Origin of the sequence: Thioalkalivibrio sulfidiphilus HL-EbGr7 (assembly GCF_000021985.1) — a bacterium.
GTDB lineage: Bacteria > Pseudomonadota > Gammaproteobacteria > Ectothiorhodospirales > Ectothiorhodospiraceae > Thioalkalivibrio_A > Thioalkalivibrio_A sulfidiphilus.
This window is the reverse complement of record NC_011901.1, coordinates 1239184-1252957: the sequence shown is the minus strand read 5'-3', so window position 1 is coordinate 1252957 and position 13774 is coordinate 1239184. Positions and strand designations below refer to the sequence as shown.

The following is a 13774-nucleotide window of genomic DNA, read 5'->3' as shown; positions in this document are numbered from 1 at the left end:
CCTCCGACCCGGGGATCGCGCGCGGGTTCGGGCGTCGAGCTGTTTTCGGGAAGTGGCGCATTGAGAACGTGATCGTCACAGTGATGCTTACAGGGACAGGATGTTGCCCCAGACCAGGCCCAGCAGAAACACCGGTGCGGCGGCCGTGAGGCTGTCGATGCGGTCCAGCACACCGCCGTGACCCGGCAGCAGGGTGCCGCTGTCCTTCACCCCCGCCTCGCGCTTCACCAGGCTCTCGAACAGGTCGCCCGCCACGGACAGCAGGGCGGTCACCAGGCACAGGGCCACGAAGTAGAACCACAGGCCCGGGTGCACCTGGAACCACCAGGCCCCGGCCAGCCCCAGCAGGGCGGTGGCCACCAGCGCCCCCAACAGGCCCTCCCGGGTCTTGCCGGGGCTGATGTGGGGGGCCAGCTTGTTGCGCCCGAAACGCTTGCCGGTGAAATAGGCCGCACTGTCGGCGGTGGAGGTCAGGAACACCAGGAACACCAGCCAGAGCGGACTCACCTCGTGGAGCATGACCAGGGCCAGCCCGGCGGGAATCAGGGTCAGCAGGCCTGCCAGGCCGGTCAGCACCGGGTGCCGGTGACCGCCGGGCTGATAGATGGCCAGCAGCACCAGCACCACGGCCCACCATACCACACCGGCCAGCACCGGCCACAGACCCGAGCCGTCCTGCCACAGGAGCGCCGCCCCCAGCGCGAGCAGCAGGATCAGCCCCAGATAGGCCAGCCGGCCGGCCTGCCCGCCCTTGCCGGTCAGACGAGACCATTGTTCGCCCCGTCCCTGGGGCTCACCCTCCGGGCTCCCTCTGGTCGCGATGGCTCGTTCCAGACGAGACCATTGTTCGCCCCGTCCCTGGGGCTCACCCTCCGGGCTCCCTCTGGTCGCGATGGCTCGTTCCAGACGAGACCATTCCCAGGCACCGCCCAGCAGCACCGCCAGCACGCCCAGGGCAAAGGCCCAGGTGGGCAGCAGGAGGATGCTGCCGAACACCACCACGACCAGCACCAGGCCGGTCAGGATGCGCTGCCTAAGCACGCTCATGGCTCACCTGCTCCCCGGTCCGGCCGAAGCGGCGCTCCCGGCCGGCAAAGAATTCGAAGGCCGCCTGCAGCGCGTCCTCGTCAAAGTCGGGCCAGAGCACGTCGCAGAAGTAGAGCTCCGTGTAGGCCAGCTGCCAGAGCAGGAAATTGCTCAGGCGACGCTCGCCGCCGGTGCGGATGAACAGATCCGGGTCGGGCAGGCCCGCGGTGGACAGCTGCCTGTCCAGGGTCTCGACACTGATGGACGCCGGGTCGAGCCGCCCCTCGGCCACCTCGACCGCCAGGCACCGCACGGCGGCGGTGATGTCCCAGCGCCCGCCATAACTCACCGCGATCACCAGCTCCATGCCGGTATTGTCCCGAGTGGCGGCCTCCGCCTCGTGGATACGATGTTTGAGCTTGTCGGAGAAGGCCTCGCGCTCGCCGATGAAGCGCAGGCGGATGTTGTTCTGCACCAGCTCCGGCAGCTCCTTCTCCAGGGCGCTGACGAACAGGCTCATCAGGGTGTTGACCTCGGCGGAGGGGCGCTTCCAGTTCTCGCTGCTGAAGGCGAACAGGGTCAGGGCCTGGACCCCGCGGGCGGCGCAGAAGCGCACCGCCGTGCGGGTGGCATGCACGCCCTGGCGATGACCCTCGGTGCGGGGCAGATGGCGCGCGCGCGCCCAGCGGCCGTTGCCATCCATGATGATGGCCACGTGCCGGGGGATGACGGCGCTGTCGGCGGGGGCTGGACTCACGGAATCGAAACGACGGGGCCTAGTGTCGTGTCCCATAAATATCTTGCCATTCAGCGTGGCTGTGCGAGCGTGTGGCTAGGCACGCTTGCGCTGGAATGGCCACCCCCATTTCAAGCAAGCGTAACACCGCCACACGCCCGCACAGCCACGCCCGCAGGGAGCCCCGCAAAACCGCCAATGCCGCGTTGCACACCTTGGCAAGGGCCTGGCCATTCCCTGCGGTGTGCGCCTTGCCTTGGCGCTTTTGCGGGGCTCTGAATGGCAAGATATTTACGGGACACGACACTGTCTCAGACCTCCATCAGTTCCTTTTCCTTCTCGGCGAGCACCTTGTCCACTTCCTCGATGTGGCTGTCAGTGAGTTTCTGGATCTCGTCCTGGGCGCGGCGCTCATCGTCCTCGGAGATCTCCTTGCCCTTGACCAGGGCCTTGAGCGCGTTGTTGGCGTCGCGACGGATGTTGCGAATGGCCACGCGGGCATTCTCCGCCTCACCGCGCACCACCTTCACCAGGTCCCGGCGACGCTCCTCGGTGAGCGCCGGCATGGGCACGCGGATCACGGTGCCCATGGAGGAGGGATTCAGGCCCAGGTCGGAGGTCATGATGGCCTTCTCCACCTTGGAGACCATGGTCTTCTCCCAGGGGGTGACGGTCAGGGTGCGGGCATCCTCAACGTTCACGTTGGCCACCTGGCTGATGGGCACATCGGAGCCGTAGTACTCCACCATCACGTGATCCAGCAGGCTCGTGTGGGCACGGCCGGTGCGGATCTTCGCCAGTTCGTTGCGCAGGGACTCGATGCTCTTGCCCATGCGGGCCTTGGCGTCCTTCTTGATGGAATCAGTCATGGGGTTTCAGCCTCTTTCGACCAGGGTGCCGATGGGTTCGCCGGTGACGAGCCGCATCAGGTCCCCTTCGTTGAAGATGTTCATCACGCGCAGCGGGATGTTGTTGTCGCGGCACATCACCAGGGCGGTGGCATCCATCACGCCCAGGTGCTTGCTGAGCGCCTCCTCGTAGGTCAGGCGCTCATAGCGCACCGCGTTCGGATTCTTGAACGGATCGGAATCATACACGCCATCCACCTTGGTGGCCTTGATCATGATATCGGCGTTGATCTCGATGGCGCGCAGGCTGGCGGCGGTGTCGGTGGTGAAGAACGGGCTGCCGGTGCCGGCGGCGAACACCACGATACGGCCTTTTTCCAGGTGGCGCACGGCGCGGCGGCGGATGTAGTCCTCGCACACCTGGTTGATCTTGATGGCGGACATCACGCGGCAGAACTTGCCGAGCCGCTCCAGGGCGTCCTGGATGGCCAGGCCGTTCATGACCGTGGCCAGCATGCCCATGTGGTCGGCGGTCACCCGGTCCATGCCTGCCTCGGCCAGGCCCGCACCGCGAAAGATATTGCCACCGCCGATGACGATGGCCACTTCCACACCGATGCGGCTCAACTCCGTCACTTCCCGGGCCAGTCGGCCGATGACCCGAGGGTCGATGCCGTATTCCTGGTCGCCCATGAGGGTCTCACCACTGAGCTTGAGAAGGATGCGCTTGTATGCGGGACGGAGTTCTTCGCTCATGTTCTACCCTGGTTTCGGTGGCCTGATTTTATGGATGTCTGTGCTGCAGCTTTCCTGGCATCCGTGCACTGCAGGTCGGGCCATGATCGCCGATCACCCGCCTGCGCGCCGAGGATTGCCTCAAAAAAACGGGGGCCCCGTCTGGCGCCCCCGTGGTCTTCCTGATCAAGCGCCCTTGGCCTGGGCCATGACCTCTTCGGCGAAGTTCTCCGTCTTCTTCTCGATGCCCTCGCCCACCTCGTAGCGCACGAAGCGGCGCACCTTGGCACCGGCGCCTTCCAGCAGCTTGCCGACGGTCTTGTCGGGATCCTTCACGAAGGGCTGGCCCACCAGGGTGATCTCGGCCAGGTACTTCTTGATGCGGCCGCTCACCATCTTCTCGATGATCTCGGCAGGCTTGCCGCTCTCGGCGGCCTGGGCGGCGAAGATCTCGCGCTCCTTGTCCAGCAGCTCCTGGGGCACCTGGGTCTCGTCCACGCACACCGGACGGCTGGCGGCGATGTGCATGCAGATGTCCTTGGCCAGTTCGGCGTCGCCGCCTTCCAGCTCCACGGCCACACCGATGCGGTTGCCGTGACGGTAGAAGCCCAGGGTGCCACCGGCAGCGGCCTCGAGGCGCTCGAAGCGGCGCACCTGAACGTTCTCGCCCACCTTGGCGATCAGGGCGGCACGGGTCTCCTCGACGCTGGCACCGTCCATGTTCTGGGCCATCAGGGCGGACACGTCGGCGGGCGCGCCGCTCAGCACCACCTCGGCGACCCGGTTGGCGAACTTCTCGAAGTTCTCGTCCTTGGCCACGAAGTCGGTCTCGCAGTTGACCTCCACCATGGCGGCACGGGTGGCATCATCGGACAGGGCCACCACCACCTGCCCCTCGGCAGCGATGCGGCCGGCCTTCTTGTCCGCCTTGGCGGCGCCGGACTTGCGCATCAGTTCGATGGCGGCCTCCATGTCACCGTTGGTTTCGGCGAGCGCCTTCTTGCATTCCATCATGCCTGCGCCGGTACGCTCGCGCAGTTCCTTGACCATGGATGCGGTAATCGTCATGGGATACTCCTGAATTCGGTACTGTATGAATCGGACGTGACCCCGGGCGGTTCACCCGGCATCAGTCGGCTCTGGAACGAAACGGCCCGCCCGGAGGCGGGCCGGCCATCACTCCGCGGCGGCCTCGGCGGACTCGCCGGAGGCGGCGCGCGGGGCGGCCTTCTTCTTCACGGTCGCCTTCTTCTTGGACGCCTCGGCGCCTTCCCTGACCTCCACGAACTCGTCGTCGCCGGCAGGGGCGGCGGTGGCGCGGCTGGTCACTTGGGCGTTGGCAATGGCGTCAGCGGCAGCGGACACGTACAGCTGGATGGCGCGCATGGCGTCATCGTTGCCGGGGATCACGTAGTCCACACCCTCGATGGAGTTGTTGGTATCCACCACGGCGATCACCGGGATGCCCAGCTTGTTGGCCTCCTTGACGGCGATCTTCTCGTAACCCACGTCGATCACGAACATGGCGTCGGGCAGGCCGTTCATGTCCTTGATGCCGCCCAGGCTGCGCTCGAGCTTCTCCAGCTCGCGGGTGCGCATCAGGGCCTCTTTCTTGCTCAGACGGTTGAAGGTACCGTCCTCGCGCATCAGCTCCAGGTCCTTGAGCCGACGGATGGATTCACGCACGGTCTTGAAGTTGGTGAGCATGCCACCCAGCCAGCGGTGGTTCACGTAGGGCATCTTGCAGCGCAGGGCCTCTTCCGCGATGGTGTCACGGGCGGAACGCTTGGTGCCCACGAACAGGATCTTGCCACCGTTGCCAGCCAGCTTGCCCAGGTAGTTCATGGCATCGTTGAACAGGGGCAGGGTCTGTTCGAGGTTGATGATGTGGATCTTGTTGCGCTCCCCGAAGATGAAGGGAGCCATCTTGGGATTCCAGTAGCGGGTCTGGTGGCCGAAGTGCACGCCGGCCTCGAGCATCTGACGCATGGTCACGCTGGACATATCTATATCTCCGTGGTCTGGGTTGAGCCTCCATGCGCCCCATCCAGAAACCCGTCTGTCTCAACGGGCACCCGACTGGATGTGCCGGCGCATGTGCGGTTTCAGGGTAATGTGTGGGTGCGTCCGGCCGGGTTTGCACCGAACGCGGGCGCTTTATACCATAATCGGCTGATCACAACAAACGCGCAGGGGAACTCCGGGCTTTTGACCACCCCCCGCCAAACCTGTCATTCTACCGGGCTTTGAAGACCGGAAACCCCTCGTCCATGGCCGTCACCATCAAGACCCCCGAAGAGATCGACAAGATGCGCGTGGCCGGCCGCCTGGCCGCCCAGGTCCTGGAGATGATCATTCCCCACGTCCAGGCCGGCGTCAGCACCGACGAACTGGACCGGATCTGCCACGACTACATCGTCAACGACCTGGACGCGGTGCCCGCCCCCCTGAACTACAAGGGTTTTCCCCGTTCCATCTGCACCTCCATCAACCACCAGGTCTGCCACGGCATCCCCGGGGACAAGCGCCTGAAAAACGGTGACATCCTCAATATCGACATCACCGTCATCAAGGACGGCTACCACGGCGACACCAGCCGCATGTTCTTCATCGGCAAGCCCTCGGTGAGCGCCAAGCGGGTGGTGGACGTGGCTCACAAGGCCCTGTGGCTGGGCATCGAGCAGGTGCGCCCCGGCGCCCGGCTGGGGGACATCGGCCATGCCATCCAGAGCTACGTGGAGGCCCAGCACTGCAGCGTGGTGCGGGAATACTGCGGCCACGGCATCGGCAAGGTGTTCCACGAAGATCCCCAGGTGCTGCACTACGGCGAGCCCGGCAAGGGCCTGGAACTCAAGCCCGGCATGACCTTCACCATCGAGCCCATGGTCAACGTGGGCAAGCGCCACACCCGCCTGCTGGCCGATGGCTGGACCGTGGTCACCAAGGACCACAGCCTCTCCGCCCAGTGGGAACACACCATCCTGGTCACCGAAAACGGATACGAGGTGCTGACCCTGCGACAGGAAGAGAAGGACCACGCCATCTAGCCCGAATGTTTCATGAATTGCGCACGCCCTCGCTTGTCTCTTGTCCGCACAGGGCATTTTCCTCAGTCGGCCGTATGATCCAATACGACGCTTCCTCGGAAAATCCCCTGTGCGACCAATATCCTGCGCGATCATCGCGCGAATTCACGAAACATTCGGGCTAGCGCCATGGCCATTGCCTCCCCCGTCGAACCCCGCAGCCATACCGACTGGGTCACCCTGCCGGACGCGGTGGCCCTGCCCCTGGACTGGGGCCATCACGAGCGCACCCTGCGCGCCCGCCTGACCGACATCAAGGCCTACGGCGACTGCCTGGAGGCCGCCCGGCGCACCCTGGAGGCGGGCTTCCGCTCCGGGGTCAGCGTGGTGGAGCTGGTGCACGGCCGGGCCGCCATCATCGACCGCATCCTGGCCCTGGCCTGGGAGGGCTTCGGCCTGGAGGCCCGGCCGGACATGGCCCTGATCGCCGTGGGCGGCTACGGCCGCGGCGAGCTGCACCCTGGCTCGGACGTGGACCTGCTGCTGCTGCACGACGGCCCGCTGGCCGAAGAGACCGGCGAGGCCATCAGCCGCTTCCTCACCTTCCTCTGGGACATCGGCCTGCAGGTGGGTCACAGCGTGCGCAGCCTGGAGGAGTGCACCGAGGAGGCGGCGCGCGACATCACCGTGGCCACCAACCTCATGGAGGCGCGCCTGCTGGCCGGGGACGACGTGCTCATGGGGCGTCTTGCAGCGGCCATGTCCCCCGAACGCACCTGGGCCAGCGGCGAATACTTCGCCGCCAAGCTCCGCGAGCAGGAGATGCGTCATCACCGCTTCGGCGACACCGCCTACCGCCTGGAACCCAACCTCAAGGAAAGCCCCGGCGGCCTGCGCGACATCCAGATGATCGGCTGGGTGAGTGAGCGCCACTTCGGCGCCAGCAGCCTCCACGAACTGGTGGCCCAGGACTTCCTCAACGAGGCCGAGTACCGGGACCTGGTGGACGGCCAGACCTTCCTGTGGCGGGTGCGCTTCGCCCTGCACACCCTCACCGGGCGCAAGGAGGACCGCCTGCTGTTCGACCACCAGCGGGCCCTGGCCAACCAGCTGGGCTTCACCGACCAGAATCACAACCTGGCGGTGGAGCAGTTCATGCAGCAGTACTTCCGCACGGTCATGGAACTGGAGCGGCTCAACGAGATGCTGCTGCAGCATTTCCGGGAGGCCCTGCTGCCAGGCAAGGGTGACGACACCCCCGTACCCATCAACCGCCGCTTCCAGGACCGTCACGGATACATCGAGACCGTCCACGAACGGGTCTTCGAGCAGCACCCCCAGGCCCTGCTGGAGATCTTCCTGCTGCTGGAACAGCATCCGGAACTGCAGGGTGTACGCGCTGCCACCATCCGCCAGATCCGCGCCCACCGGCACCTGATCGACGAGGACTTTCGCGCCAGCCTGGCCAGCCGCAGCCTGTTCATGGAGATCCTGCGCCAGCCCCAGGGCCTGACCCACCAGCTGCGGCGCATGAACCGCTACGGCGTGCTGGCCGCCTACCTGCCCGCCTTCGGCCTGATCGTCGGGCGCATGCAGTACGACCTGTTCCACGCCTTCACCGTGGACGAGCACACCCTGTTCGTGATCCGCAACCTGCGCCGCTTCGCCGTGCCCGAACTGGCCGACGAGCTGCCCCACTGCAGCCATGTGTTCAAGGGGATCCCCAAGCCCGAGCTGCTGTATCTCGCCGGCCTGTTCCATGACATCGCCAAGGGCCGGGGCGGGGACCATTCCGAACTGGGCGCCGAGGAGGCCCGTGAGTTCTGTCTCAACCACGGCCTGTCCCAGTACGACGCCAACCTGGTGGCCTGGCTGGTGCGTGCCCACCTGCTCATGTCCCTGACCGCCCAGCGCAAGGACATTTCAGACCCGGACGTGGTGCAGGACTTCGCCGCCCAGGTGGGTAACAACACCCGCCTGGACTACCTCTACCTGCTCACCGTGGCCGACATCCGCGGCACCAACCCGGAGCTGTGGAATTCCTGGAAGGACTCCCTGTTGTCCACACTCTATGGCGCCACCCAGCGGGTGTTGCGCCGGGGCCTGGACAACCCGCCGGACCAGGAGGAACTGGTCCACGAGGCCCAGACCCAGGCGCTTGGCCTGCTGCGGGACCAGGGCATGGACGAGACCGCGTGTCTCAGGCTCTGGGAGGAGTTCGAGCCGGAATACTTCCTGCGCCATTCCGCCGACGAGATCGCCTGGCATACCCGGGCGGTGCTGGAGTCGGGCCCGGACACCCGTCCCCTGGTGCGGGTGCGCCGCGAGACCGCCCGGGGTAGCACCGAGATCTTCCTCTACACCGAGGACCATCCCAACCTGTTCGCCCTGACCACCACCGCGCTCACCCAGCTGGGCCTGGACATCGTGGACGCGCGCATCATCACCACCCCCAGCGGCAAGACCCTGGACACCTTCCTGGTGCTGGAGGACGAGGGTCACCCGGTGATGGACCCCCTGCGCATGGACGAGATCGCCCAGGTGCTCACCGAGCGTCTCGGCAACCCGGACCAGCCGCCCACCGCCGTGGTGCGCAGCACCCCGCGCCGGCTCAAGCACTTCAACGTGCCGACCCGTATCGAGTTCGGCGATCGCCTGCACTTCAACCGCACCCTGCTGGCCATCACCACCGGCGACCGCCCCGGTCTGCTGTCGCGCATCGGCACCACGCTGACCCGCTGCGGCATCAAGGTGCACAACGCCAAGATCGCCACCGCCGGCGAACAGGCCGACGACGTGTTCTACATCACCGACCTGGAAGACCGGCCCATCCAGGACCGGGAACGGCAGGGGGAGATTGAGAAGGCGTTGCGGGAAGCGCTTGAGTAAAGCGCTAGGGCATCTCTGAATAACCCAGCCCATTTGGCATAATCCCGGCATCGCATCCAACCCGAGCCATTCGCCATGAGCCAGCTGACTTTCGCAGAAGCCGAATACGAGAACAAGAAGCACAAGACCCGGCGTGAGTTGTTCCTGGAGCGGATGGAAGGGCTGATTCCGTGGAAGCGGCTGGAGAAGAAGATCATTCGCTACTACGCCAAGGCCGGTCCGCAGGGCGGTCGGCCTGCCTACCCGTTGCCGACCATGCTACGCGTGCACTGCCTGCAGTTGTTCTACAACCTGAGTGATCCGGGGCTGGAGGACGCGCTGTACGAAGTGGAGTCGATGCGCCGCTTCGCCGGCTTGAAGTTGGACCGGATCCCCGATGAGACGACGATCCTGAACTTTCGACGCCTGCTGGAACGCCACAACCTGGCAGCGAAGCTGTTCAAGGAGATCAACCAGACTCTGGCTGAGCAGGGCTTGATGCTGAAGGAGGGCACGATCGTGGATGCCAGCATTCTGTCGGCGCCGAGTTCGACCAAGAATGCGTCTGGCGAGCGCGATCCGGAGATGCACCAGACCAAGAAGGGCAACGCCTGGCATTTCGGCATGAAGGTGCATGTGGGCGTGGATGACACGCTGGGCCTGATCCACAGCCTGGAGACGACGCCCGCCAATGAAGCCGATATCAACGTGGCCGACAAACTGCTGCATGGTGAGGAAAAAGTGGTGTGGGCCGATGCCGGCTATCAGGGCATCGAGAGGCGCGAAGAGCATCAAGATCGCCGGGTGGACTGGCGCATCGCGATGCGGCCAGGCAAGCGCGCGGCGCTGCCGAAGAGATCGCCCTTGCACAAGATCGAGAAGAACAAGGCGAGCATGCGCGCAAAGGTGGAGCATGTGTTCCAGCGCATCAAGCAGATGTTTGGCTATGCCAAGGTTCGCTATCGTGGCCTGGCCAAGAACACGAGCCGACTGTACCTGCTGGCAGGGTTTACAAACCTGCTGCGGGCGGAACCCTACATGCTCGCGTAGGGGTAGTACGCCTGTTTTCCACCCCAAACCGGCGGGAAATGGGCGGAATGAGCCCCTTTGGGGGGTAGCATTGATCGAAATTTGAACGACTAGACTGCGGAAGCAGATTTTTTTGGCATCAGGCTGGGTTATTCAGAGATGCCCTAGAGGCAAGAGACAAGATTCAAGAGACAAGAGGAAACCACCGCTCTGCGATCCCCCGCGAGGTTAAAGGAATTCGTGCTTGCCTCTTGTCTCTTGAATCTTGTCTCTATGGAGCTTCCATAAGCTCCATTGCATTCCCATCCGGGTCCCTGACAAACAGCGCCGGCCTCCCGGAACGGCTCATCGTATAAGCCACACCCGCTGCCTCCAGCCGCTGCCTGATCGCCTCCAGGCCCGAAACCGAGAACGCCACGTGCCGGTCCCGGCCGCCGTGCTCGGGGCGGCCATCCACCGGGTCGGGATTGGGCAGCTCCAGCAGGTGAATCTGCTGATCGCCCGCCCCGAGCCAGGCCCCGGGAAACGGCAAATCAGGGCGCGCAAGCTCCGGCAGGCCCAGCACGTCCCGGTAGAAGGCGAGCGCGCGCGCCGTGTCGGCCACGATCAGGCTGGCGTGGTGGATACCCAGAAAGCGGCCGCTCATGGCTGTTCCACCGTGTCGATGCCGGGCGCGGGCAGACCGTCGATGCTGAACGCATTCTTGCGCCGCTGATAGTCCAGCACCCCCTCGGGACCCTTGCGCCTTGCCCAGTCCGGGAGCGCGTCCCGCTGCCCCACCAGGTCCATCTGTGGAACGCCGAAACCGCAGGAGGTCTGGGTGTGCTGCACCTGCACGTGGATGATCTGACGGATGCCGGGAAAGGCACTGAACAGCGGACGCAGTTGCCCCCACTCGGGCTCTCCGGGACGCACCACCCGCCCCTTGCCGTAGAGGCGCACGATCCCCGGCTGCTCGCCGAAACCGCAGAACATCAAGGTGATGCGCCCGTTCTCCGTCACGTGGGCGGCGGTCTCGTTGCCGCTGCCGGTCAGGTCCAGGTAGGCGACGCTGTTGGCATTGAGTAGGCGAAAACTGTCCAGACCCTTGGGCGAGAGATTGATGTGGCCATCATCGGCCCGGGGCGCGCTGGCCACGAAGTACAGGGGCTGGGCGCGGATGAACTCGGCTTGCTGTGGGGTGATGGCTGACAGGATCTGGCCCATGGGGACACCGTTTGCAGGGTTATCTCGGAAAGCGATGCCACAAGCATACCGTTGCGGCGCCTGCGCCTGCACGGCCGGCGCCCTTCGCGTATAATCGCCCCCTTCCCTGAACCCCGACCCGCGCGCCCATGAATCCCGATCTGGACCGTCTGCAGCCCTATCCCTTCCAGAAACTCACGGAACTGAAGGCGGGGATCAAGCCACCGGCGCACCTGGAACACATCGCCCTGTCCATCGGCGAACCCAAGCACCCCACCCCGGGCTTCATCGCCGAGACCCTGGCCAGCCACCTGCACGGCCTGGCCCACTACCCCATCACCCGCGGCGGTGATGCCCTGCGCGAGACCATCGCCGCCTGGGCCACCCGGCGCTTCGACCTGCCCGCCGGCAGCCTGGACGCGGCACGCCACGTGCTGCCGGTCACCGGCACCCGGGAGGCCCTGTTCGCCTTCGCCCAGTGCGTGGTGGACCGCAGCCGCGACCCGCTGGTGCTGATGCCCAACCCCTTCTACCAGATCTACGAGGGCGCGGCCCTGCTGGCGGGCGCCGAGCCCCATTTCCTGAACCTGAGCGCGGACAACCGCTTCCTGCTGGAGCTGGACGCGGTGCCGGATGCCGTCTGGAATCGCTGCCAGCTGCTGTATCTGTGCAACCCCGGCAATCCCAGCGGCGCGGTGATGGACGAGGCCCACCTGCGCCAGGCCATCGAACTGGCGGAGCGCTTCGACTTCGTGATCGCCGCCGACGAGTGCTATTCCGAGATCCACTTCCCGGGCGCCACCCCGCCCCCGGGCCTGCTGGGCGCCGCCGCGCGCATGGGCAACACCGACTACCGGCGCTGCGTGGTGTTCCACAGCCTGTCCAAGCGCTCCAACGTGCCCGGCCTGCGCTCCGGCTTCGTGGCCGGCGACGCGCAGATCCTTGAGCGCTTTCACCTGTATCGCACCTACCACGGCTGCAGCATGGCCCCGCCCAGCCAGGCGGCCAGCACCGCCGCCTGGGCCGACGAGGCCCACGTGGAGGAGAACCGCCAACTGTACGCGCAGAAGTTCGACGCCATGCTGGAGATCCTCGGCGACGTGCTCAAGGTCTCGCGCCCGGACGCGGGCTTCTACCTCTGGCCCGAGACCCCGGTGGACGACCAGACCTTCGCCCGGGAGCTGTTCGGGCAGCAGAACGTCACCGTGCTGCCGGGCAGCTATCTCTCCCGGGACACCGAGGCCGGCAATCCGGGACGCAACCGGGTGCGCATGGCCCTGGTGGCCCCCCTGGACGAATGCATCGAGGCCGCCGGACGCATCCGCCGCTTCGTGGAATCCCTTTGACACACATCCCCATACCCATTTCCAGACCCAACGGAGTCACACCATGAGCAAGCTTCAGGAGATCATCATCGAGGCCTTCGAGCGCCGCGCCGACATCACCCCGCGCAACGTGGAGACCCACGTGAAGGACGCCGTCATGGAAGCCATCGACATGCTGGACCGGGGCACCGCCCGGGTGGCGGAGAAGAAGGACGGTGAATGGATCGTCAACGACTGGCTGAAGAAGGCCGTGCTGCTGTCCTTCCGCATCCACGACAACCAGTTCATCAAGGGCGGCTTCACCAACTACTACGACAAGGTGCCCTCCAAGTGGGCCGACGCCAACTCCCGGGACTTCCGCGAGGGCGGCGCCCGGGTCGTGCCCCCGGCCACCGCGCGCAAGGGCTCCTACATCGCCCCCGGCGTGGTCCTCATGCCCTCCTACGTGAACATCGGCGCCTACGTGGACTCCGGCACCATGGTGGACACCTGGGCCACCGTGGGTTCCTGCGCACAGATCGGCAAAAACGTGCACCTGTCCGGCGGTGTGGGCATCGGTGGCGTGCTGGAGCCCCTGCAGGCCGCCCCCACCATCATCGAGGACAACTGCTTCATCGGCGCCCGCTCCGAGGTGGTGGAAGGCGTGATCGTGGAAGAGGGTTCGGTGATCTCCATGGGCGTGTACATCGGCCAGAGTACCCGCATCTACGACCGCGAGAAGGACGAGATCCTCTACGGCCGCGTGCCCGCCGGCTCCGTGGTGGTCTCCGGCAACCTGCCCTCCAAGGACGGCAAGTACAGCCTGTACTGCGCGGTGATCGTCAAGAAGGTGGACGAGAAGACCCGCTCCAAGGTAGGTATCAACGAACTGCTGCGGGACATTTGAGCGCAGTGAGTTAACGCAGAGGGCGCAGAGACGCGGAGGGCGCGGAGAAAGGCATCTTTGAAGATTTAAAACCTTTGCGTCCTCTGCGTCTTCGTGTCCTCTGCGTTAAC

At 65.5% G+C, this 13774-nt stretch carries 13 protein-coding genes; 5 read left to right on the top strand and 8 right to left on the bottom strand.

Annotated elements, in window-relative coordinates:
• Positions 1-87: 87 nt before the first annotated feature.
• From TGR7_RS05825 to rpsB, 6 genes are all read right to left on the bottom strand, one after another.
• On the bottom strand, positions 88-1047 hold the full coding sequence (locus TGR7_RS05825) for a phosphatidate cytidylyltransferase (protein ID WP_012637733.1): 960 nt from the start codon (positions 1045-1047) through the stop codon (positions 88-90).
• Positions 1034-1783 carry an undecaprenyl pyrophosphate synthase gene (locus tag TGR7_RS05820; RefSeq protein WP_041442615.1) on the bottom strand — a complete coding sequence of 250 codons (750 nt, stop codon included), beginning with the start codon at positions 1781-1783 and terminating at the stop codon, positions 1034-1036. The genes TGR7_RS05825 and TGR7_RS05820 overlap by 14 nt, the downstream gene beginning before the upstream one ends.
• A gap of 290 nt (positions 1784-2073) precedes the next feature.
• Positions 2074-2631, bottom strand: a complete 558-nt coding sequence (frr, locus tag TGR7_RS05815) for a ribosome recycling factor (protein ID WP_012637731.1) — start codon at positions 2629-2631, stop codon at positions 2074-2076.
• Between the two features lie 6 nt (positions 2632-2637).
• Positions 2638-3366: a UMP kinase gene (pyrH, locus tag TGR7_RS05810; protein WP_012637730.1), complete on the bottom strand. Its 729-nt coding sequence runs from the start codon at positions 3364-3366 to the stop codon at positions 2638-2640.
• Between the two features lie 165 nt (positions 3367-3531).
• A complete protein-coding gene (gene tsf / locus TGR7_RS05805; RefSeq protein ID WP_012637729.1) occupies positions 3532-4413 on the bottom strand; it encodes a translation elongation factor Ts in 882 nt (293 codons plus the stop codon).
• A gap of 108 nt (positions 4414-4521) precedes the next feature.
• Positions 4522-5349: a 30S ribosomal protein S2 gene (gene rpsB, locus TGR7_RS05800; protein WP_012637728.1), complete on the bottom strand. Its 828-nt coding sequence runs from the start codon at positions 5347-5349 to the stop codon at positions 4522-4524.
• A 266-nt stretch (positions 5350-5615) separates the two neighbouring features.
• On the opposite strand from rpsB, the gene map reads away from it, so the two are divergent.
• From map to TGR7_RS05785, 3 genes are all read left to right on the top strand, one after another.
• On the top strand, positions 5616-6392 hold the full coding sequence (map, locus tag TGR7_RS05795) for a type I methionyl aminopeptidase (protein ID WP_012637727.1): 777 nt from the start codon (positions 5616-5618) through the stop codon (positions 6390-6392).
• Positions 6393-6560: 168 nt separating this feature from the next.
• Positions 6561-9260 (top strand): [protein-PII] uridylyltransferase, encoded by a 2700-nt coding sequence (gene glnD / locus TGR7_RS05790; protein ID WP_012637726.1) that lies wholly within the window; start codon positions 6561-6563, stop codon positions 9258-9260.
• A gap of 75 nt (positions 9261-9335) precedes the next feature.
• Positions 9336-10289 (top strand): IS5 family transposase, encoded by a 954-nt coding sequence (locus tag TGR7_RS05785; RefSeq protein ID WP_012637613.1) that lies wholly within the window; start codon positions 9336-9338, stop codon positions 10287-10289.
• A gap of 250 nt (positions 10290-10539) precedes the next feature.
• Here the strand turns inward: TGR7_RS05785 and TGR7_RS05780 are convergent, their stop codons facing one another.
• The gene (locus tag TGR7_RS05780) at positions 10540-10914 is read right to left on the bottom strand and encodes a VOC family protein (protein ID WP_012637725.1); all 375 of its coding nucleotides are present in this window, start codon (positions 10912-10914) and stop codon (positions 10540-10542) included.
• Positions 10911-11474, bottom strand: coding sequence for a pyridoxamine 5'-phosphate oxidase family protein (locus TGR7_RS05775; RefSeq protein ID WP_012637724.1), 564 nt, complete (start codon positions 11472-11474; stop codon positions 10911-10913). Before TGR7_RS05775 ends, TGR7_RS05780 begins: the two co-directional genes overlap by 4 nt.
• Positions 11475-11602: 128 nt before the next feature.
• Here TGR7_RS05775 and dapC point away from each other — a divergent pair, with 128 nt between their 5' ends.
• On the top strand, positions 11603-12799 hold the full coding sequence (dapC, locus tag TGR7_RS05770) for a succinyldiaminopimelate transaminase (RefSeq protein WP_012637723.1): 1197 nt from the start codon (positions 11603-11605) through the stop codon (positions 12797-12799).
• Positions 12800-12842: 43 nt separating this feature from the next.
• Positions 12843-13664, top strand: a complete 822-nt coding sequence (dapD, locus tag TGR7_RS05765) for a 2,3,4,5-tetrahydropyridine-2,6-dicarboxylate N-succinyltransferase (RefSeq protein ID WP_012637722.1) — start codon at positions 12843-12845, stop codon at positions 13662-13664.
• Positions 13665-13774: the final 110 nt, after the last annotated feature.